Source organism: Xanthobacter nonsaccharivorans (assembly GCF_043194755.2).
GTDB classification, from domain to species: domain Bacteria; phylum Pseudomonadota; class Alphaproteobacteria; order Rhizobiales; family Xanthobacteraceae; genus Xanthobacter; species Xanthobacter autotrophicus_G.
On sequence record NZ_CM195526.1, the window covers coordinates 662490 to 682202 of the forward strand.

At 65.6% G+C, this 19713-nt stretch carries 17 protein-coding genes and 3 pseudogenes; 8 read left to right on the top strand and 12 right to left on the bottom strand.

The annotated features are described in order from the left end of the window. From V5F59_RS02995 to V5F59_RS03005, 3 genes are all read left to right on the top strand, one after another. Nucleotides 1-993, top strand: coding sequence for an NADPH:quinone oxidoreductase family protein (locus V5F59_RS02995; protein WP_393983201.1), 993 nt, complete (start codon nucleotides 1-3; stop codon nucleotides 991-993). A 69-nt stretch (nucleotides 994-1062) separates the two neighbouring features. Further along, nucleotides 1063-1977, top strand: a complete 915-nt coding sequence (locus V5F59_RS03000; protein WP_393983202.1) for an NAD-dependent epimerase/dehydratase family protein — start codon at nucleotides 1063-1065, stop codon at nucleotides 1975-1977. A gap of 188 nt (nucleotides 1978-2165) precedes the next feature. After that, complete coding sequence (locus V5F59_RS03005; protein ID WP_393983203.1) at nucleotides 2166-2654, top strand: type II 3-dehydroquinate dehydratase; 489 nt, start codon at nucleotides 2166-2168, stop codon at nucleotides 2652-2654. Nucleotides 2655-2842: 188 nt separating this feature from the next. Here V5F59_RS03005 and V5F59_RS03010 read toward each other — a convergent pair. From V5F59_RS03010 to sucC, 4 genes and pseudogenes are all read right to left on the bottom strand, one after another. After that, nucleotides 2843-4288: pseudogene (locus V5F59_RS03010) on the bottom strand (NAD(P)(+) transhydrogenase (Re/Si-specific) subunit beta). 10 nt (nucleotides 4289-4298) lie between these two features. Next, nucleotides 4299-5873: a Re/Si-specific NAD(P)(+) transhydrogenase subunit alpha gene (locus V5F59_RS03015; protein ID WP_393983206.1), complete on the bottom strand. Its 1575-nt coding sequence runs from the start codon at nucleotides 5871-5873 to the stop codon at nucleotides 4299-4301. 497 nt (nucleotides 5874-6370) lie between these two features. Further along, entirely contained in the window at nucleotides 6371-7252 is an 882-nt protein-coding gene (sucD, locus tag V5F59_RS03020; RefSeq protein WP_509211183.1) for a succinate--CoA ligase subunit alpha, read from the bottom strand. Further along, nucleotides 7252-7725: pseudogene (sucC, locus tag V5F59_RS03025) on the bottom strand (succinate--CoA ligase subunit beta); the annotation flags it as partial. The gene sucD and the pseudogene sucC, both read right to left, overlap by 1 nt. A gap of 23 nt (nucleotides 7726-7748) precedes the next feature. Between sucC and V5F59_RS03030 the strand changes: the two are divergent. The 3 genes and pseudogenes from V5F59_RS03030 (at nucleotide 7749) to tcuA (ending at nucleotide 11347) form a co-directional block, all read left to right on the top strand. Beyond that, nucleotides 7749-8393 carry a hypothetical protein gene (locus V5F59_RS03030; RefSeq protein WP_393983207.1) on the top strand — a complete coding sequence of 215 codons (645 nt, stop codon included), beginning with the start codon at nucleotides 7749-7751 and terminating at the stop codon, nucleotides 8391-8393. Nucleotides 8394-8451: 58 nt separating this feature from the next. Continuing rightward, nucleotides 8452-9247 (top strand): annotated as a pseudogene (locus V5F59_RS03035) (SDR family NAD(P)-dependent oxidoreductase). Between the two features lie 699 nt (nucleotides 9248-9946). After that, on the top strand, nucleotides 9947-11347 hold the full coding sequence (gene tcuA, locus V5F59_RS03040) for an FAD-dependent tricarballylate dehydrogenase TcuA (RefSeq protein ID WP_393983208.1): 1401 nt from the start codon (nucleotides 9947-9949) through the stop codon (nucleotides 11345-11347). Nucleotides 11348-11375: 28 nt separating this feature from the next. On the opposite strand, the gene V5F59_RS03045 is transcribed toward tcuA, so the two are convergent. Further along, entirely contained in the window at nucleotides 11376-12056 is a 681-nt protein-coding gene (locus V5F59_RS03045; protein ID WP_393983209.1) for a GntR family transcriptional regulator, read from the bottom strand. Nucleotides 12057-12142: 86 nt separating this feature from the next. Between V5F59_RS03045 and tcuB the strand changes: the two genes are divergently transcribed. Together tcuB and V5F59_RS03055 are read left to right on the top strand one after the other, a co-directional pair. After that, the gene (gene tcuB / locus V5F59_RS03050; RefSeq protein WP_393983210.1) at nucleotides 12143-13261 is read left to right on the top strand and encodes a tricarballylate utilization 4Fe-4S protein TcuB; all 1119 of its coding nucleotides are present in this window, start codon (nucleotides 12143-12145) and stop codon (nucleotides 13259-13261) included. Between the two features lie 13 nt (nucleotides 13262-13274). Then, entirely contained in the window at nucleotides 13275-14249 is a 975-nt protein-coding gene (locus V5F59_RS03055; RefSeq protein WP_393983211.1) for a quinone oxidoreductase family protein, read from the top strand. A gap of 18 nt (nucleotides 14250-14267) precedes the next feature. Here the strand turns inward: V5F59_RS03055 and V5F59_RS03060 are convergent, their stop codons facing one another. The 7 genes from V5F59_RS03060 to V5F59_RS03090 all read right to left on the bottom strand — a co-directional run bounded on the left by V5F59_RS03060 (nucleotide 14268) and on the right by V5F59_RS03090 (nucleotide 19703). Further along, nucleotides 14268-14924, bottom strand: coding sequence for a glutathione S-transferase family protein (locus tag V5F59_RS03060; protein ID WP_393983212.1), 657 nt, complete (start codon nucleotides 14922-14924; stop codon nucleotides 14268-14270). Nucleotides 14925-14930: 6 nt separating this feature from the next. Next, on the bottom strand, nucleotides 14931-15224 hold the full coding sequence (locus V5F59_RS03065) for a putative quinol monooxygenase (protein WP_393983213.1): 294 nt from the start codon (nucleotides 15222-15224) through the stop codon (nucleotides 14931-14933). Nucleotides 15225-15257: 33 nt separating this feature from the next. Further along, nucleotides 15258-16154: an NAD(P)-dependent oxidoreductase gene (locus V5F59_RS03070; protein ID WP_393983214.1), complete on the bottom strand. Its 897-nt coding sequence runs from the start codon at nucleotides 16152-16154 to the stop codon at nucleotides 15258-15260. Next, on the bottom strand, nucleotides 16147-16980 hold the full coding sequence (locus V5F59_RS03075) for a sugar phosphate isomerase/epimerase family protein (protein ID WP_393983215.1): 834 nt from the start codon (nucleotides 16978-16980) through the stop codon (nucleotides 16147-16149). Before V5F59_RS03075 ends, V5F59_RS03070 begins: the two co-directional genes overlap by 8 nt. 32 nt (nucleotides 16981-17012) lie before the next feature. Beyond that, complete coding sequence (locus V5F59_RS03080; RefSeq protein ID WP_393983216.1) at nucleotides 17013-17894, bottom strand: NAD-dependent epimerase/dehydratase family protein; 882 nt, start codon at nucleotides 17892-17894, stop codon at nucleotides 17013-17015. 76 nt (nucleotides 17895-17970) lie between these two features. Further along, entirely contained in the window at nucleotides 17971-18801 is an 831-nt protein-coding gene (locus tag V5F59_RS03085) for an SDR family oxidoreductase (RefSeq protein WP_393983217.1), read from the bottom strand. Continuing rightward, a complete protein-coding gene (locus V5F59_RS03090; RefSeq protein ID WP_393983218.1) occupies nucleotides 18798-19703 on the bottom strand; it encodes an NAD-dependent epimerase/dehydratase family protein in 906 nt (301 codons plus the stop codon). Before V5F59_RS03090 ends, V5F59_RS03085 begins: the two co-directional genes overlap by 4 nt. Between the last annotated feature and the right edge of the window lie 10 nt (nucleotides 19704-19713).

Sequence of the window (19713 nt, forward strand, 5' to 3'; positions counted from 1 at the left end):
ATGCGAGCGCTGCGCGTCCATGCATTCGGCCCCTTCGCCGATGCCACCATCGAGACCGTGCCCGATCCCGTCCCGGGACCGGGCGAGGTGCTGATCGCGGTCAAGGCTGCCGAGACAAACTTTCCCGACATCCTGGTGATGGAGGGCCGCTATCAGGTGAAGCCACCGCTGCCGTTCTCCCCCGGCAAGACCGGAGCGGGCGTCATCGAGGCGATCGGCCCCGGCGTCACCGGATTCGCGGTCGGCGATCGCGTCATGGCCCATGTGGAGCACGGGGCTTTCGCCGAGAAGATGGTTGCGCAGGCTACTGGCTGCTTCGCCCTGCCGGACGGGCTCAGCTTCACCGACGCAGCCGCGCTCGGCCTTACCTACTTCACCGCCTGGTGCGGGCTGAGGGACCGCGCCGAACTGAAGCCGGGCGAAAGCGTGCTCGTGCTTGGCGCTGCGGGGGGCATCGGCATCGCCTCGATCCAGCTCGCTAAGGCCATGGGGGCGAAGACCGTCATCGGTGCCACGCGGGGCACCGCGAAGATGGAGACCGTCTGGCGCGCCGGAGCCGATCATGTGATTGACGCTTCCGGCACCGACGTGCGCGACCGCATGCGTGAGGACGTAAAGGCGATCACCGGCGGCGGCGTCGATATCGTCATGGACCCGGTCGGCGGTGCCTTGACCGACGCCGCCCTGCGGGCGCTGGCCTGGCGGGGGCGCCTGTGCATCCTCGGCTTCGCCAGCGGTACCATTCCCACGATCAAGGCCAACTACCTGCTGGTCAAGAACATCGCCGTCTCCGGGCTGCAGACCTCGGACTATCGCGATGGGCTTCCTGCCGTCCTGGCACAGGCCCAGACCGAGATCTTCTCGTTCTGGAGCCGGGGCCTGCTGCGCCCCATCGTCAGCGACGTGCTGCCCCTCGAAGACTTCGTGACGGCGCTCACCCGCCTTCAGGACAGCGTGGTGGAAGGCAAGATCATTCTGTCCCTCGCCGACTGACAGTGCCCGCCGCCTCGGGATGGCCTGCCGCCCGAGACCTCGATCCTTGCGTATCAAAAAGGAAAAACCATGTTCGAGAAGGTCCTCGTCACGGGAGCCAATGGCCTCCTGGGCGCCGCCGTGGTGCGGGAGATGGCCGGCCGCGCCGCGTTGCGCGGCTTCGACCTGACCCGAGGCAACGCCGATATCGACTGGCAGACCGGCGATCTCACCGACGCTGACGCCGTCGCGCGAGCGGTGGAAGGCCAGGATGCCATCATCCAGATCGCCGCCGTCCCCAACATCTGGTCCGGCGGTGGCGAACGCATCATGCAGGTCAACATCACCGGCCTCTACCTGCTGCTGTCGGCGGCGGAGGCGGCGGGCGTGCGTCGCGTGGTGATCTGCTCGTCCGACTCTGTCCTCGGCTACACCGTGCGCGAGGGCAAGATGCTGCCGCCGCAATACCTGCCGGCCGACATCGCCCATCCCCTCAATCCCACCGACCCCTATGCATTGAGCAAGCTGATGGGCGAGGAGATGGGCCGCAGCTTCGCCAATCGCGGGATGGAGATCGTCGCGCTGAGGCCCGTGTTCATTGCCTATCCGGAGATGTACGGCGAGATTCGCGCCCGCGCGGCGGCGCCCGACAGCTATCGCGGCCGGATGGCCGGCGGACCCTCTTCCGCCGGCGGCGGACCGTGCTGGCACCATGTGGGCCCGCGCGACATCGCCCGCGCCTTCCGCCTAGCGCTCGAGCTTAAGCAGGTGAGTTTCGAGCGCTTCGTCATCAGCGCGAATGTCACGCTGTCGCCGGAGCCGACACTGGAGCGCCTCGCCCGGCTGCTAGGCGGCCGCATGCCTGTGGTGCGTCGACCCGAGGTCTATGCGCGCAATCCGTTTGCACCGCTCTACGACCTCGACCGCTCCCGCGAGGTGCTCGGCTTCGACGCCCAGTTCGATGCCCGCGCCGACTGCGGTCTCGAGCCCATCGCTATCGCTTGAGACACTGCCCAGGTCGGCAGCGGGGTGACGGGCCCGAACCCATCGGGCGCGCTCGCGCTTGACGACAGATGAATGCAGAGACTGGGAGGGCTTGACCCTCAGACACCTCATCTTGGGTGGCCGCAATCTGCCTCTCGGCGGCAGCCACCAGCCTGCTTCTCTCCATGCACATCGAAAAGTCTAGCATCATGATCCGTCTTCTTCTCATCCAAGGTGCCAATATGGAATGGCTGGGCCGCCGGCAGCCCGAACTTTACGGCACGATCACTGCGGCCGAGTTGGACGCAATGTTGCTCACCGAGGCGGAGGCGCGCGGCATCGCCCTCGATACTCGCTATACCAATCTCGAGGGTGAGGCGATTTCCTGGATCTATGCAGCGGCGCGGGAAGAGATAGACGGTATCCTCATCAACCCCGCAGGTTTCCTCTATGCTGGTTATGCCCTGCGTGATTGTCTGCGCGGAGTGACCGTACCGATCATTGAGATACACGTCACCAATATCGAGCGGCGGGGCATGCATTCAGTGACCGCCGAGGCAGCCCTCGGCTATATTGCCGGGTTGGGGCTTAACTCTTATTTTGTTGCCCTCGATGCCATGCTGCGCCACCTCATTCAGTGCACTGGCACTAGGAAATCTGTCAGCGCCGGGCCTGGGCCGGATACTGACGGGGGATGAGCGTCGGCGCCTGCCGGTTATCTTGCTCAGGTGGTTTGGCGCGGCTTCTGTCTGCGCTGGCTACGCTGTGTCCTAGCGAGCGTCGTTGCTTCTGACGCAGGGCAGTCGACGCGGCCGGTCGAGCTGATGGGCTGCGACGATGCCATTCATCACAAACGTCGGGCGACGGCGCGGTCATCGTGATCCGATCAGCCGAACTGATTCAACAATTCCCCCAGCGATTGCTTCGCATCGCCATAGAACATCCGCGTGTTTTCCTTATAGAAGAGCGGATTCTCGATGCCTGAATAGCCAGTGCCCTGTCCCCGCTTGAGCACGATCACAGCTTTCGCCTTCCAGACCTCCAGCGCCGGCATACCGGCAATGGGAGAATTGGGATCGTCCTGGGCGGCGGGATTCACCACGTCATTGGAGCCGATCACGATGGACACGTCGGTCTCCGGAAAATCGTGGTTGATCTCCTCCATTTCGAGCACGATATCGTAGGGCACTTTGGCCTCCGCCAGGAGCACATTCATGTGGCCCGGCAAGCGGCCGGCGACCGGGTGGATGCCGAAGCGCACGTTCTTGCCCTTGGCGCGTAGCCTGCGCACCAGTTCGCTGACCGGCTGCTGCGCCTGCGCCACCGCCATGCCGTAGCCCGGCACGATGATGACGCTGTCGGCATCGTTGAGCGCGGCGGCGACGCCGTCGACGTCGATGGCCACTTGCTCGCCCACGATCTCCTGCGCCGGGCCGGCGACGGATCCGAAACCGCCGAGGATGACCGAGACGAAGCTGCGATTCATCGCCTTGCACATGATGTAGGACAGGATCGCGCCCGAGGAACCGACCAGTGCGCCGGTGACGATCAGCAGATCGTTGCCGAGGGTGAAGCCGATCGCCGCCGCGGCCCAGCCCGAATAGGAGTTGAGCATCGACACCACCACCGGTATGTCGGCGCCACCGATCCCATGATGAGATGCCAGCCAATGAACAGGGCGAGGATCGTTATTACGATGACCGACCAGATGCCGGCGCCGTTGAGGAAGGCGACGAGCAGCGCGAGCGAGAGGATCGCGGCGCCGGCGTTGAGAACGTACCCGCCGGGAAGCTTCGTCCGCCTTGCCGGTGACCTTGCCGGCGAGCTTCCCGAAGGCGACGACCTAGCCGGTGAAAGTCACGGCGCCGATGAATATGCCGAGGAATTCCTCCACCTTTATGATGGCGACCTCGGTCGGCGTCTTGCTAGCCAGCGCGGCCGCGAAGCCGATGAGGGCCCTAAGGCCCTCGGCGTCCCCGGCATGCTGCAGCGCCTCGACATGTGCGTATTCGATCTCGGCATTGAAGCCGATCAGCACGGCGGCCAGCCCGACGAAGGAATGCAGCGCCGCCACGAGCTGCGGCATCTGGGTCATCTCGACGCGTCTTGCGACATAGGCGCCGATCAATCCCCCGATCAGCACCATGACGATGATCAGCGCGTAGTTGCCCGATCCAGGTCCGAAAGCCGTAGCCAGGACCGCCAGCGCCATGCCGACGATGCCGTACCAAACGGCGCGCTTCGCGCTCGCCTGCCCCGACAGGCCACCGAGCGACAGGATGAAGAGAATGGCAGCCGCGATGTAGGCGGCCGAAACAATGCCGAAGGACATGGTCGCCCCCTCACGACTTCTGGAACATGGCGAGCATCCGGCGCGTGACCAGGAAGCCGCCTGCGACATTGATGGACGCGATCAGCACGGAGATCGCCCCGAGCATCAGCACCAGCCAGTTGGCGGATCCGAGCTGCAGCAGGGCGCCGAGGAGGATGATTCCCGAGATCGCGTTGGTCACCGCCATGAGCGGCGTGTGCAGCGCATGGCTGACGTTCCAGATCACCTGGAAGCCGACGAAGCAGGCGAGCGCGAAGACGATCAGGTGGCTCATGAAGCTGGGCGGCGCCACCGCGCCGAGCAGCACGACGATCACGGCGCCCGCCGCCAGCAGGGCGACCTGATAGCGGGTGGCACGTCGGAAGGCGGCCACCTCGGCGGCACGGTTCTCTTCCGGCGTCGGCCCCTTCTCCTTGGCCCGGGGTTTCTGCGCGGCGATCGCCTTCACTTTCGGCGGCGGCGGGGGGAAGGTGATCTCGCCGTCATAGGCGACCGTGGCGCCGCGGATCACGTCGTCCTCCATGTTGTGGACGACGAACCCGTCTTTCTTCGGAGTTAGATCCGCCAGCAGATGGCGGATATTGTTGCCGTAGAGCGTGGAGGCCTGCGTCGCCATGCGGCTGGGATAGTCGGTGTAGCCGATGATGGTGACGCCGTTCTCGGTTACGATCTTCTCGTCGAGCATGGTCAGGTCGCAATTGCCGCCGCGCTCGGCTGCCAGGTCGACGATCAGCGAGCCGGGCTTCATCGCCTCGACCATGTCCTTCAACCATAGCTTGGGCGCCGGGCGCCCCGGGATCAGAGCCGTGGTGATGACGATGTCGATCTCTGGGGCGAGCTGGCGGAACTTCTCGAGTTGCTTGGCCCGGAACTCCGGGCTGGAGGGTGCAGCGTAGCCGCCGGTCGCCGCTCCGTCCTGCTGCGTCTCCTCGAAGTCGAGGAAGACGAATTCTGCGCCCATGCTCTCGATCTGCTCGGCGACCTCGGGGCGCACGTCGAAGGCATAGGTAATGGCGCCGAGGCTGGTGGAGGCACCGATCGCAGCGAGGCCCGCGACGCCGGCGCCGACCACCAACACCTTGGCGGGGGGCACCTTGCCGGCCGCAGTCACCTGGCCGGTGAAGAACCGGCCGAAATTGTTGGCGGCCTCGACCACGGCGCGATAGCCGGCGATGTTCGCCATCGAGGACAGCGCGTCCATCTTCTGCGCGCGGCTGATACGCGGCACCATGTCCATGGCGACGACATTGACGCCGAGTGCGTTGGTCCTCCAGAGTAGATCCTCGTTTTGCGCCGGATAGAAGAACGAGACGAGGGTCTGGCCCTTGCGCATCAAGTCGAGCTCGGACAGCTCGGGTGGGCGCACCTTCACCACGAAATCGACGGCATCGAGGAGCGCGCGCGCATCTGGGAGCACGGTCACGCCGGCGTCCTGGAAGGCCACGTCGGAAAAGCCCGCCGCGGCTCCCGCGCCGGCTTCCACGAAGCATTGATGCCCCAATTTCTGGAGCTGCGCCGCGCTTTCGGGCGTCATGGCGGCGCGCGCCTCACCTCGAAAGATCTCTCTGAGAGCTCCGATTTTCAACTGTTTTATCCCTTGTCGATAGTTAATCAATTCGCCCGTGGCATGCTCGAGAAGAACGCCACATCGAGTGATGAACGTATTTGTTTTGTGCCGTTGTTCCGATGATTGCGGTCATCCCAACCCGCCTGGAAGCTGGGTGCCGATAGCCCAAGATCTACCGAGCAACAAATGGGCCAAACGTGCTGTCGGCGCGTTGGCCCATAAGTTCCTGCGTGGCCTCTCGGCTTTCTCTTTGCTGAGGTGCATTTGTGGCGGACAACTATGTACCTGTAATGGACACTATTCGGGTTTTCGATATGCCCCCGTCTTGAGAAGGCGGCGGCGCCGTTCTCATTGCCAATCACAGCTGAGCGAGGGAGATGTTGTGTGCTGCTGATAAAGCCAGCGCATCTCACTGTCCCACCGGTTGGAGTGTGAAGCTTGGTGACCGCCCTCCTGATCGCCCACTTCCCGTTTTTTGTCCAGGAGGCAACGATGGGTGGATTCTGCAGCCCAACCTACCGGAGGACCTCGACGAGGGTCTTGCCGAGGCGGGCCGGCGAGGGAGACACGCGGATGCCCGCCGCCTCCATGGCCGCGATCTTGTCCTCCGCGCCGCCCTTGCCGCCGGAGATGATGGCGCCCGCATGGCCCATGCGGCGGCCGGGAGGGGCCGTGCGGCCGGCGATGAAGCCCACCATCGGCTTCTTGCGGCCCTTCTTCGCCTCGTCGGCGATGAACTGCGCCGCCTCTTCCTCCGCCGAGCCGCCGATCTCGCCGATCATGATGATCGACGTGGTCTTCGGATCGGCCAGGAACATCTCCAGCACGTCGATGAACTCGGTCCCCTTCACCGGGTCGCCGCCGATGCCTACCGCCGACGTCTGCCCCAGGCCCTCCTGCGAGGTCTGGAACACCGCCTCGTAGGTCAGCGTGCCCGAGCGCGACACCACGCCCACCGAGCCCTTCTTGAAGATGTTCGCCGGCATGATGCCGATCTTCGACTCGCCCGCCGTCACGATGCCCGGGCAGTTCGGCCCGATCAGCCGCGACTTCGAGCCCGACAGCGCCCGCTTCACCTTCACCATGTCCAGCACCGGAATGCCTTCGGTGATGCAGACGATGAGCGGGATCTCGGCGTCGATGGCTTCCAGGATGGCGTCGGCCGCCCCCGGAGGCGGCACGTAGATCACCGAGGCGTCGGCCCCGGTCTTCTCCTTCGCCTCGATCACGGTATCGAACACCGGCAGGCCGAGGTGGGTGGAGCCGCCCTTGCCCGGCGAGGTGCCGCCGACCATCCTGGTCCCGTAGATGATGGCCTGCTCGGCGTGGAACGTGCCGTTCTTGCCGGTGAAGCCCTGGGTGATGACCTTGGTGTTGGCGTCGATCAGCACGGACATCACGCAGCTTCCTTCTTCACAGCGGCCACGATCTTCTGCGCCGCATCATCCAGATCATCGGCCGGGATCACGTTCAGACCCGACTCCCGGATGATCTTCTTGCCTTCTTCCACGTTGGTGCCCTCGAGGCGCACCACCAGCGGCACCTGCAGGCCCACCGCCTTCACCGCCGCCAGCACGCCGCGCGCGATCACGTCGCACTTCATGATGCCGCCGAAGATGTTGACCAGGATGCCCTTCACATTGGGATCCGCGGTGATGATCTTGAAGGCCGCCGTCACCTTCTCCTCGGTGGCGCCGCCGCCCACGTCGAGGAAGTTGGCCGGGCTTTCGCCGTACAGCTTGATGATGTCGAGCGTGGCCATGGCGAGGCCGGCGCCGTTCACCATGCAGCCGATGGTGCCTTCGAGCGCGATGTAGGCGAGGTCGTACTTGGACGCCTCGATCTCCTTCTCGTCCTCTTTAGCCTCGTCACAACAACATATGGAGGAGCGCAATGAGTGGGATCCTCGTTCTTTGGAACGACTGCCTTCCGGGAAGGGAGGTCGTCTATGAAGACTGGTACCAAGAGGAGCACTTTAAGGAAATACTTGGGATGGCAGGGTTTAAAATTGGCCGCCGTTTTGAAGCAGTAGAGGCCGAGCGGCGCTTTTTTACCACTTATGAAGTGCAGTCCCCCGCTGTGCTCGCATCCAAGGTATATTTGGAACGCACCTCAAATCCAACCCCGCGCACCGTCTCGATTATAGAAAGCGGGTTCAGCAAAATGAGCCGCAATATTTGCGAGCGTTTCGACGTGATTGACAGTATCCGAGGGAGCTTTTGCGTCACCGCATCCATCCAAGACATATCAGGGCTATCGCTGCTACGTGAAGTAGGCCTCTCGTTCGCTGAAACTGCCAAGATGCCGCATCGTGAGATTTGGGTCTCCGCCGAAGGGAGGGCTCGAGAGTATGCCGCAGAAGAACAGATTCGCGGACCGGACGATAAAATCGCTGCCTGTCTCGCGCTTGAGTTTCTCCGCGAAGCGTCTGCTCGTGAAGTCGCAGCCAATCTGAGGCGGCGACTTTCCATAGCAAAAGTCGGAGTATTCCGGCTATTGTGCGCTCTGACAACCAGCAAAACGGCCAATAAGGGTTGATGGTTCGGTCAATATAACTGTCATTTGGCGGTAATTCTGAGATGGTGAGGAGCGTAAGATGACTGGACGTCTTGAGGGTAAAGTGGCAATCGTTTCAGGCGCCGGCTCTGTTGGTCCTGGCTGGGGCAACGGCAAGGCAACAGCCGTGCGGTTCGCTCGCGAAGGCGCCATCGTGATTGCTGTTGATGCGAAGCTTGAGGCGGCGCAGGAAACCAAGGCCATCATCGAATCCGAAAGCGGCCCCGAGTGTATGTCCGTTGGGACCGATGTGACGGTGTCCGCTGAGCTTAAGCAGATGGTGGATGCCGTCATTGGTAAGTTTGGTCGCATCGATGTGCTGTTCAACAATGTCGATATCGTCAAGATGGGCGGATCTGTGGATCTGTCGGAAGAAGATGTTGATAATGTTCTTGACGGTAATTTGAATAGCGCATTTATTACATGAAAAATGTCATAAAGTATCTGATTAAACAGAATAAATGCGCTATCGTAAATAATTTATCAACCGCTGACATCCGCTATAAGGTCTTTTCGTGCGTATCTTATTATACGTCGAAGGCGGCTTTGAGCCAATTTACGGTCTCGATCGCACATCAGTATGCGCGGGAAGGTATTCGCGCAAACGCGATTCTTCCCGGGTTCATGGACACGCCGTTCGTTGCGGCTCAGATCAAGAACCCCAATCAGGACGTTTCCGAGATGAAGCGAGCGCGCAATGAAGCTTGCCCCATGGGATGCATGGGGCCGGTTGGGATGTGGCCACCGCAGCGGTTTTCCTGGCGTCGGATGAGGCGCATTTCATTGCGGCCGCTTCCCTGCCGATCGACGGCGGTCTCACAGCTAAGTGTCTCTGAAACGCTGGTAACAGCCCTTTCGGCCTACCATCTGGAAGATTTGCCTCTGCCGAAGTTTTTCTCCGGCCGAGGCGTTGTCACAGCTCTTAGATTGCCTGGCGCGCCAAGAGGCCGCCGAGTGAGCCCCTTGGTATGCCAAAACGGAGATCCGCCTCGGCGCCTGAGCAGCGTCGGCCGGGTGGATGAAGGAGGGGGCCACTCCTTGCTCACGCCTACGTATGCGGAACGGCTGGACCGGCCCTGACATCCCTCGATCGCGTCCAACCAACACCGTTTCAAAGGATTGGCCGCGGGGGTGCGGCTAGACGTTCAATAAACTCTGCGCATGCGCAGGATTGGGGGCTCAGGATGTTCTGAAACGGCGCCGGTACCGGTTCGAGGACCAGGGCGACCTCGACCCCCAAGGTTCGTCTTGATCGACGAGATCGATCTGTCCACAAAAATGGCTCGCTTGGCGCTCATCTCCGGTAGCGCGACAATGGGAAAGCTACGTACCGCTGTACTGATCGACCCATCTGTAGAGCGAAAAGTCATGATCGCGACCACCCAGAACCGATCTCCGCCTTATCGCTTCTCGTAAATCCTGCGTACGCCGATGGGGCCGGGTGGTTTCGGTCGCGCCATCTTGACGGAAGCATGAGCGATGGGTGAATATTGTGCGCGATTGTATACAAACAAATGCAGTGATAGGGAGGACTCATGAACGCCCTGGAGCGGCAGTGGGACGTGCTGGTCGTGGGCGGCGGCAACGCGGCCTTGTGCGCCGCCATCGCTGCGCGGAGGCAAGGGGCCTCGGTGCTGGTGCTGGAAGCGGCGCCCCGCTTTTACCGTGGCGGCAACACGCGTCACACCCGCAACATGCGCTGCGCCCACGACTTCGCCACCGACACCCTGACCGGCCCTTATACGGAGGACGAGTTCTGGGACGACCTGAAGCGCGTCACTCAGGGCCAGACCGACGAGGGGCTGGCGCGCTTCATGATCGCCGAGTCCAAGCCCATGCTCTCCTGGATCACCGAGCAGGGGGTGCGCTTCCAACCCTCCCTTGGCGGCACGCTCAGCCTCGGGCGGACCAATTCCTTCTTTCTCGGTGGCGGACGCTCCATGCTCAACGCCCTTTACCGTACCGCCGAGGCCCTGGGGGTAGAGGTGGCCTACGATGCGGAGGTGGTGGATCTGGAGATCGAGGACGGAATGTTCCTCTCCGCTGACGTCCGCCACGCCGACAACCTGGCTAAGGTGCAGGCGGGCACTCTAGTCGCCGCGGCCGGCGGCTTCGAGGCCAACATCGAATGGCTGAGAGAGCACTGGGGTCCGCCAGCGGAGAACTTCCTCATCCGCGGTACGCCCTACAATCGCGGCACTCTGCTGCGGATGCTGCTGGACAAGGGCGTGAAGGCAGTGGGAGACCCCACCCAGTGCCATGCGGTGGCCATCGACGCCCGCGCTCCCCGCTTCGACGGCGGGATTATCACCCGGCTCGACTGCGTGGTCTTCGGCGTCGTGGTGAACAACAAGGCCGAACGCTTCTATGACGAGGGCGAGGACTTCTGGCCCAAGCGCTACGCCATCTGGGGGCGGCTGGTGGCCCAGCAGCCGGACCAGATCGCTTACATCGTGTTTGATACCAAGTCACTGACATCGTTCATGCCGTCGCTCTACCCACCGATCAGCGCGCCTACCCTGGAGGGCCTCGCCGCCAAGCTCGGCCTCGATGCGCAGAGGTTCGCGGAGACGGTGCGCGGCTTCAACGCCGCCATCGTGCCCGGCGGCAACTTCGACCATACCGTGCTCGACGACTGCCGCACCCGGGATCTCACCCCACCCAAGACCCACTGGGCCCGCCCCATCAATGAGGCGCCCTTCTATGCCTATCCGGTGCGGCCGGGCATCACCTTCACCTATCTCGGCGTGAAGGTGGACCGCGAGGCGCGAATGGAGATGGCGGACGGGACGCGCGCTGCCAACATGTTCGCCGCCGGCGAGATCATGGCCGGCAACGTACTGGGCCGGGGCTATGCCGCCGGCATCGGTATGACCATCGGCAGCGTATTCGGCAAAGTTGCCGGCGAGGGGGCGGCCTGCCGTGTGCTCAACTGAGAGGAGGGGCGGCGCCGCGCGGCCGTGCTCAGAACCGCATCAGGGTAAGGCGGGCTTCCTGCGCCTGCTGGATGTGATGGCGCGCGGCCTGCTCCGCCCGATCTGGGTCGCGTGCCGCGATGGCTTCCACGATTGCGGCATGCTCCTCCACGGCGAGCGGGCCGCGCTCGGGCAGCTGGAATGTGGTGCCCGGCAGCAGCGCCAGGGCGTCGCTCAATTCCTCCAGCATCCGCACGAGATAGCGGTTGTGCGCGGCGTCGAGGATCGCGGCATGGAAGCGGCGGTTGAGATCTGCCAGCCGGATCGCATCGCCGAACGCGTCCGCGAAGGAGGCACCGAGGCGCATCAGTACCGAAACCTCGCTCGGCGCCGCATGCTGGGCGGCGAAGCGGGCCGCCGAGCCTTCGAGCACCTCGCGCATGGCGTAAAGCTCCAGCGTCTGCGCGTGGGAGATGGTGACCACCACGAGGCCATTGGCCGTGACCTCCAGAAGGCCACCCGCCTGCAGGCGGGCGAGCGCCTCGCGCACCGGCGTGCGGCTGACGCCCAGCGCTCGCGCCACGGTTTCCTCACGCACCCGCTCGCCGCGCCGCAGGACGCCGGCCCGGATGTCCTCCTTCAGGCGTTCGTAGACGCGCTGGGCACGCGAAAGGCCGTCATCGGGGGCGCCCTCGCTCCGCGGCGCCGCGGCGGTGTCCTCGTGGTTCACGGCGCTCCTCCAAGGCTCGTGCCCAGCCCCATACGGCTGTCCGCAGCAGCATGCAACACGCCCCCGGCAACAAGGAACCGTTCCAGATGAATGCCCCCGCCTCCCCCTTGGCCGAGGCCGGGCGCCTCATGACGGTGTGCAACTCCTGCCGCTATTGCGAGGGGCTGTGCGCCGTGTTCCCGGCCATGGAGATGCGGCGCGCGTTCTCCGACGGCGACCTCAACTATCTGGCGAACCTCTGCCATTCCTGCGGCGCCTGCTATTACGATTGCCAGTTCTCGCCGCCCCATGCCTTCGACGTGAACGTGCCGCGCACCCTTGCCGTGGTACGCAACGATTCGTACGCGCGCTATGCGTGGCCAGGGCCGCTGGCCGGCCTGTTCCGGCGCAACGGGGTGGCGGTGGCCTTCATCGCCGCGCTGTCGGTGGCCGGCTTCCTCGGCGGCTTCATGGCCCTGAGCGATCCGGCGGTGATGTTCGGCCGGCAGGCGGGGGAGGGCGCCTTCTTCCGCATCATGCCCCACGGCGCCATGGTGGCACTGTTCGGCGCCGTGTTCCTCTATGCCCTCCTCGCTCTCGTCATGGGCCTGCGCGCGTTCTGGCGCGACATGGCGGCGGGGAACCCGCTCCCGCCCGATGCGCCGTCGGTGTGGCAGGCGATGAAGGATGCCGGCCGGCTGCGCTATCTCGATGGCGGCGGCGTCGGCTGCATGAATGCCGACGAGAAACCCACCGACAACCGCCGCCTCTACCACCACCTCACCTTCTACGGCTTCACTCTGTGCTTCGCCGCTACCTCCGTGGCCACGCTCTATGCCTACTTGTTCGGCCGCCATGCGCCTTACCCGTGGTGGGACCTGCCGGTGGTCCTGGGCACGCTGGGCGGCATCGGCCTAACAGTAGGGCCGGCCGGGCTGCTCCTGGCTAAGATGAAGCGCGATCCGGCCATGATGGACGAGACGCGCAAGGGCATGGATGTGGCCTTCCTCGGCATGCTGTTCCTGACCGCGCTGACGGGTCTCGCCTTGCTGGTGCTGCGCGCGACGCCGGCCATGGGCGCCATGCTGGCGGTGCATCTGGGCTTCGTGTTTGGCTTCTTCCTCACTATGCCCTACGGCAAGTTCGTGCACGGCCTCTACCGCTTCGCCGCACTGGTGCGTTACGCCATGGAGCGGCACGCGGAGCTGGCGAAATCCCATTCGTGAGTGGGAGGCGTGGATGGTCACAGCGGTGCGGGTGCATGCTTTCGGCGGGCCGGACGTGCTGGTGCCGGAGAAATTGGACGTCGCAGCCCCGGGGGCTGGCGAAGTGCGGCTGCGGCAGACGGCGTGCGGGGTGAACTTCATTGACATCTACTTCCGCTCGGGCCTCAATCGGCCGCCGGCCTTGCCGTTCATTCCCGGCAACGAGGCGGCAGGCGTGGTGATAGCAGTGGGCGAGGGCGTGACGACGCTCGCGCCGGGAGATCGCGTCGCCTATTCCGCTCCCCTCGGCGGTTATGCGGCCGAGCGGCTGATGCCTGCCCACCAGCTGGTGCGCATCCCCGACGGCATTTCGGACGAGGTGGCGGCGGCGGTACTACTGAAGGGAACTACGGCCTTCTATCTCCTCACCGAGACGTTTCGCGTCGAGCCAGGGATGAGGGTGCTGGTGCAGGCAGCGGCGGGTGGCGTGGGCCTGCTGCTGTGCCAGTGGGCGGCGCACCGCGGTGCGTGGGTCATCGGCACCGTTGGCAGCCGCGAGAAGGCACAACTCGCCCGTGATCACGGCTGCCATGAGATCATTCTCTACCGCGAGGAGGACTTTGCCGAGCGCGTGCGGGCACTGACCGCTGGCCGCCTCTGCGATGTCGCGTATGACGGCGTGGGGCAGGCCACCTTCCCGGCCGTGCTCGACTGCCTGCGTCCGCGCGGTGTGCTGGCGAGCTTCGGCGCGGCCTCGGGGCCGATCCGGGACCTGGAGGTCAATATGCTGGCTCAGAAGGGCTCGCTCTACGTCACGCGCCCCACCGGCGCGCATTATCTTGGCACCCGCCACGAACTGGAGCGGGCGGCACAGGCTGTGTTCGAGGCAGTCCGACACGGTGTGCTGCGGGTGGAAATTTCCGCCCGCTACCCGCTTGCCGCGGCCGCCAGCGCCCATCGTGACCTGGAGAGCCGAGCAACTACCGGCTCCCTTCTGCTGATCCCGTAGTCGGCGCTGCGGGCGCGCTCAGATGAAGCGCACCGGTGCCGTTGCCTGAAGGGATGGACGCTCGCTGATCGTGGCCTCGAAGGAAGCCAACTGCGGGTGATCCGCCCGCCAGTCGAGGTGCGGCAGTCGGAAATCCAAATAGCCGAGGGTGCAGCCCAGCGTCAGGGTGTAGAGGTCGATGTTCGCCCGCTCCTCCGCGGGCAGCGCAGCAAGATGCGCAAGGCCGCGGCAGATCTTGCCCTCCTGTCGCTCTAGCCAGCCCTCCCAGATCTTGTCCTGCGGCCGGCGCATCCGCTCCATCGTGTAGGTGACGGCGGCCTCCATGATGCCGTCCGCGACGGCATGGGCGCGCAGCGCCGCCCACCGCGCCGCGGGCTCCTGCGGTAGCAGCGGGTGCTCGGGTGCGAGCGTGCCGAGCCATTCACAGATGAGGGTGGCGCCGATGATCGCACCCGCGGCGGTGCGCAGGGCTGGCACCTTTCCGAGGGGGTTGTCGCCGGCGATGTCGGTGTCGGGAGCCCAGACGTCGCAGGGCACGATCTCAATGCGGTCGAGGACGCCGAGCTCGTGTGCCACCACCACCACCTTGCGGGCGAAGGGGGAGAGCGGAGCATGGCGCAGCCGGGGCTGGGCGACCTCCGGGGCGGTGAGAGGAGCGGGTTGCGGCAAGGCCATCGGGGTTTAGTCCTCCACGGGTTCCCAGAACCACCAGGTGCGCTCCTCCACCCAGTCCTTTACGTCGGCGCGGAAGGCGAGATAGTGGGGCGAGGCTCGGTGGGCGTCCAGCGCCACCGCGTCAGCATAGTGTTCCACCAGCAAAAATAGCTCCGGCGTCGCCCTCTCCTGGAACAGGTCAAAGCGCAGACACCCAGGCTCCGCCGCAAGGCTGGTGGCGGCGTGACGCTTCAGGCGGTCGCGGAACAGCCCAACGATGTCGGGCCGCACCTTCAGGTGGGCAGTGTGGATCAGCGGCACTGTCGTCCTCCACGTCGGGGCGGCGCCTGGGTATCAACAGGCTGATGCGGGGCGATAGAAGCGGTAGAGGGCAGTGATGTCCTCGCCCGCGTGGCCCTGCGCCACCAGCCAGCGGTTCAGCTCGGTGACAAGGGCGGTGAGAGGCAGCGCGGCGGCCTTGGCGCGGCCCATGCTCTCCACCATGGCCAGGTCCTTCAGGATGCTGGTGACGGTGCTGGTGGGGGCGTAGTCCCCGGCCGCCATGCGTGGCCAGAACAGCTGCAGCAGAACGGAATCCGCCCGACCGCCGGCCAGCGCTTGCGGCAGCGCGGCGACATCGAGCCCGGCACGGGCGGCCAGCCCCTGGGCCTCCGCCACGAGGGCGGTGAGGCCGGCGACGAGGATCTGGTTTACCAACTTCGTCGTCTGTCCTGCGCCGGCTTCGCCCACCAGCGTCGGCCGGCCGAGATGGGCGAGCACCGGCCGCGCCCGCGCGAAGACGGCGGGGCTGCCGCCCACCATGATGGCGAGTGTGCCGGACGCCGCCCCCGACGGCCCGCCGGACACCGGAGCGTCGAGCCAGGCGATGCCGTGATTCCGGTTGAGGTATTCGGCCCAACGCCGGGTGGCATCGGGCGAGACGGTGGACATGTCCACCACCACCAGGCCGGGGCGTGCGCCGTGGACCAAGCCCCGTGTCCCGAACAGCACCTCCTCCACCGCATCGGTGTTGGTGACGCAGGTAAGCACCATGTCGGAAGCCGCGGCCACCTCCGCTGGGTCGGCACACCGTACTGCGCCGGCCGCGAGCACCGGATCGAGCCGGCGCGCGTCGCGCCCGCACACCGATACGGCATGGCCCGCCGCCAGCAGGCGGAGGGCCATGGGGCCTCCCATATTGCCGAGGCCGATGAAGCCGACGGCGGAGAGTTCCGGCTTGGCTTCAGACATAGCCGAGGGCTGCGAGTCGTTCGGCACTGTCGCGCGTGTCGGCGTCGGCATTGCGGGAGATCACCTCCAGCACCGGCATCTGCCGATAGCCGATCTCCTCCAGCACCGGGGGTACGCTGGAGAAGGGCACGTCCCCCAGCCCTACGGGATCGTGGCGGTAGATCGTTCGGCCGGTGTCGGAGAAGTGCACCAGGCCGAGGCGGTCTTTCACCGTGCGCAGGCCCTCGCAGGGGTCCTCGCCAATGAAATGGCCATTGGCCACGTCGTAGATGACGCCGATGTCGTCGTTCCCGTAGTCATCCAGCGCTGCCATGATTTCCTGCGCCCGCGGCAGGAAGGCGAACGGCATGTTCTCCACCAGGATGCGCGTACCGGCCTTCTCGGCGGCCGGGCCCAGCCGGTCCAGCGCTGCGCGGAAGTGGCCGAGCAGCAGGTCACGGGCGGGAGCAAACAGGGGATTGGCCTTGCCCGGCCCGACGATGATCGCGGGGGCGCCCACCTCTCCCGCCACCTCGACGAAGCGGGTGAGCAGCTCGAGGGAGTAGGCGCGCATCTCGTCGGACGCGGCGGCGATATTGATGTCGATGTTGGGCATGTTCACCGAGACCACCGGCAGGCCGGTGGCGTCGAGAGCGCGGCGCACCTCGGTGGCGCTCGCCGTGCCTGTGCCGCCGGGCCACAGATGGCCGGGATACATCATCAGCTCGATGCCGCGGTAACCCTGGTCGGAGAGGTGACGTACGCAGTCCGCGGCGCCCCAGTCGAACGTATAGGAGTAGGTGTTGACGCCGAAGATGTCGGTGCCGGGAGGCGTGGTCTCGGCCATGAGGAAGGCTCCTTTGGTGGGGATGCCGGCCGTCAGGCCGACTTGCGCGCCGCGACGGCCTGGCCGCCGAAATCGCGCCAGGTGAATTGCGGGCGGTAACCGAGCTTCTCGACGGCGTGGGTGATGTCGAACACGCCGGCGGTGGGGTTGGCGGCGTAGATCTCCGGCCGTCGGATCTCGGGCAGGCGGCCGAATCGCTCCATGATCAGTTCCAGCGTGGGGCGGGTGTTGAGGCCGTCGGCGGCGCCAATGAAGAAGCAGTCGTAGCTGCCGTCCTCCAGCGCGAGCGCCAGCTCGAAGCCCTGGGCTACGTCCTGCGGCGCTACATAGCCCCACAAGTGATAGTTCTGGACGTTGGAGCCGCGTTCGCCGAGCTCGGGGTATTCCGGCTCGAACACGATGTGCCCGGGGCGAATAGCGAGGACCTCCAGCTTGCCCCGCACCGCGAACGAGCGGGCGATGCACTCGGTGATCTCCTTGGTGAGGGAGTAGACCTCGCTGGGCCGCATTGCGTGTTGCTCATCCACCGGCAGGTAGAGCGGCGCCCAGTCCTTGGGATTGTAATGCAGGCCGGTGGCAGCATCGCTGGAAGCGACCACCACACGCCGCACCCCGGCGTCCTCCGCCGCCTGGAGGACGCTCCAGGTGCCCACGGTGTTGGTGGTGAAGCATAGTTCCGGACTTGAGGTGCGCGGGTTCGGGACCGCTGCGAGGTGCACGACCGCATCGACATCTGGAAACGCCCGACGCAGCCCCGCAGTGTCGAGGATGCTCACGTCCATGTAGCCGACCTCGGGATCAGCCGGCGGCCGGGTGTCGATCACGCTGAGCCGGTGCTTGCCCTTCAGCCGCTCCACCACGTGCCGGCCGAGGCGACCGCTACCGCCGGTAACGACCACATGCGCGAAATCCATTTCATTCTCCGTCAGATCATTGCCGGCGCGTGCCATTAGCGCGTCGCGGCCGCAGGGTGACGGGCAAGGCGCCCGGTTACCGCATCATCTCGACGCCGCCGCACACGCTGATGGCCTGGCCGGTGATGGCCGAGCCGAAGGGCGAGCACAGGTACAGCGCCATGTTGGCAATATCCTCCCGCTCCACGGTGCGCCCGAGGGCCACCGGCTCCAGGAAGCGCTGCTCCATCTCCTCGGCGGGGATGCCCAGGGTCTGCGCCCGCCGCGCGGCCACGTCGCGGAAACGTGGGGTGTTGACGTGGCCGGGCAGGATGGCGTTGACGCGGATGTTCTCCCGTCCGAGCTCCAGCGCGAGGCTCTTGGTGAAGCCCACGACGCCCCATTTTGCCGCCGAGTAGGGGGAGCGCATGGCGAATGACAGCCGCCCGGCGATGGAGCCGAGGTTAATGACGTGGCCGCCGCCGGCCGCGCGCATGAGCGGCACCGCCTGGCGTGCGCAGTGGAACATGCCTTCGAGGTCCACAGCCATGGTGCGGCGCAGGTCGTCGGGCTCGATGTCGGTGATGCCGGCGGTGGGGCCGGCGATACCCGCATTGTTGACGAGCACGTCCACCCCCCCGAGGCGGTCCGCTGCCTCGGCGAACAGCGCCCTCACCGCAGCCGGGTCAGCTACGTCGGCAATGCTGGCGGTGAGCTGGTCTTCACCGCTTCCGGCCGCATCCGCCACGGCGGCTGGGTCCACGTCGCAGACATGAACCTGCGCGCCCGCGGCGAGGAAGCCCTCGGTGATGATGCGTCCAATGCCGGCGGCACCGGCAGTCACCACCACCCGGCGGCCGGCAAGGGCCACCGGGAGGAAGCGGGCCGCTGCAGCGCCCGCAGGTAGGGATGCGGCCGCGGCGCTCATGCGGCGGACGCCGGAACGGCGATTGAGCGGGCATCGTACTGCGCATCGAAGCCGAGCACGTCACGGCTGTGATCGAGATCGTAGAGCGGTGCGAATGGGTTGCGGGCGTAGACTTCGGGCCGGCGCACCTCCGGCAGGCGGCCAAGCACACGCCTCAGGCGCTCCAGCGTCGGCTCCGGCGAAAGGGTGACGTTGGCGCACAGGAAGAAGCGGTCGAACAGCACGTTCTTCATCTCCAGCGCCAGGCGGAAGCCGCGGGCGGCATCGCGCGGGTCCACATGGTGCCAGCACGGGCCGCCGCCGGCCGAGGAGGGGCCGCCTGCAGGCGTGCCGCGATAGCTTTCCGGCGCCGCGGCGCGGGCCTGGATTTCGCCGTACATCTCCGGATAGGCGACGAAGACTGGGCGCAGCACCACGATCTCCATGCCGCGGTTGGCGAAGCTGCGGCCGGCCTCCTCACCCATCAGCTTGCTGAGCGCGTAGGGGTCGGTGGGGCGCAGGGGATGGGCCATGTCCACCGTCACGTAATCCGGGGGGATCATCCGGCCTTCCTTGACTGTGAAGCCCACCACGGAATCGGAGGAGCAGATGGCCACGCGCCGCACGCCCGCCGCCTCGGCAGCAGAGAGCAGCAAGTAAAGCCCGCCCACGTTCACCTCCATGATCCGGCGCCCGTCGCCGGACCAGATGTTCGGGATGGCGGCAATCTGGATGATGGCGTCCTGGCCCTCCACCGCCTTTGCCACGGCCACGGGATCGGTGAGGTCTCCCGTATGCCATTCGATGGGCTCGGTGCCCGCCTTCAGATCGAAGCCGCGCAGCTTCGCCCGGCCGGTCATCTCGGCCACGACCGCCCGGCCGAGCAGGCCGTTGGCTCCGGTTACAAGAACGTTCTCGAACATGGGTCCTCGC

Bases quoted from the DNA above. Each gene is read 5' to 3' on its own strand.
- V5F59_RS02995 (WP_393983201.1), top strand. From the start codon at position 1: ATGCGAGCGCTGCGCGTCCATGCATTCGGCCCCTTCGCCGATGCCACC.
- V5F59_RS03000 (WP_393983202.1), top strand. From the start codon at position 1,063: ATGTTCGAGAAGGTCCTCGTCACGGGAGCCAATGGCCTCCTGGGCGCC.
- V5F59_RS03005 (WP_393983203.1), top strand. From the start codon at position 2,166: ATGATCCGTCTTCTTCTCATCCAAGGTGCCAATATGGAATGGCTGGGC.
- sucD (WP_509211183.1), bottom strand. From the start codon at position 7,252: ATGTCCGTGCTGATCGACGCCAACACCAAGGTCATCACCCAGGGCTTC.
- V5F59_RS03030 (WP_393983207.1), top strand. From the start codon at position 7,749: ATGAGTGGGATCCTCGTTCTTTGGAACGACTGCCTTCCGGGAAGGGAG.
- tcuA (WP_393983208.1), top strand. From the start codon at position 9,947: ATGAACGCCCTGGAGCGGCAGTGGGACGTGCTGGTCGTGGGCGGCGGC.
- tcuB (WP_393983210.1), top strand. From the start codon at position 12,143: ATGAATGCCCCCGCCTCCCCCTTGGCCGAGGCCGGGCGCCTCATGACG.
- V5F59_RS03055 (WP_393983211.1), top strand. From the start codon at position 13,275: ATGGTCACAGCGGTGCGGGTGCATGCTTTCGGCGGGCCGGACGTGCTG.
- V5F59_RS03060 (WP_393983212.1), bottom strand. From the start codon at position 14,924: ATGGCCTTGCCGCAACCCGCTCCTCTCACCGCCCCGGAGGTCGCCCAG.
- V5F59_RS03070 (WP_393983214.1), bottom strand. From the start codon at position 16,154: ATGTCTGAAGCCAAGCCGGAACTCTCCGCCGTCGGCTTCATCGGCCTC.
- V5F59_RS03075 (WP_393983215.1), bottom strand. From the start codon at position 16,980: ATGGCCGAGACCACGCCTCCCGGCACCGACATCTTCGGCGTCAACACC.
- V5F59_RS03080 (WP_393983216.1), bottom strand. From the start codon at position 17,894: ATGGATTTCGCGCATGTGGTCGTTACCGGCGGTAGCGGTCGCCTCGGC.
- V5F59_RS03085 (WP_393983217.1), bottom strand. From the start codon at position 18,801: ATGAGCGCCGCGGCCGCATCCCTACCTGCGGGCGCTGCAGCGGCCCGC.
- V5F59_RS03090 (WP_393983218.1), bottom strand. From the start codon at position 19,703: ATGTTCGAGAACGTTCTTGTAACCGGAGCCAACGGCCTGCTCGGCCGG.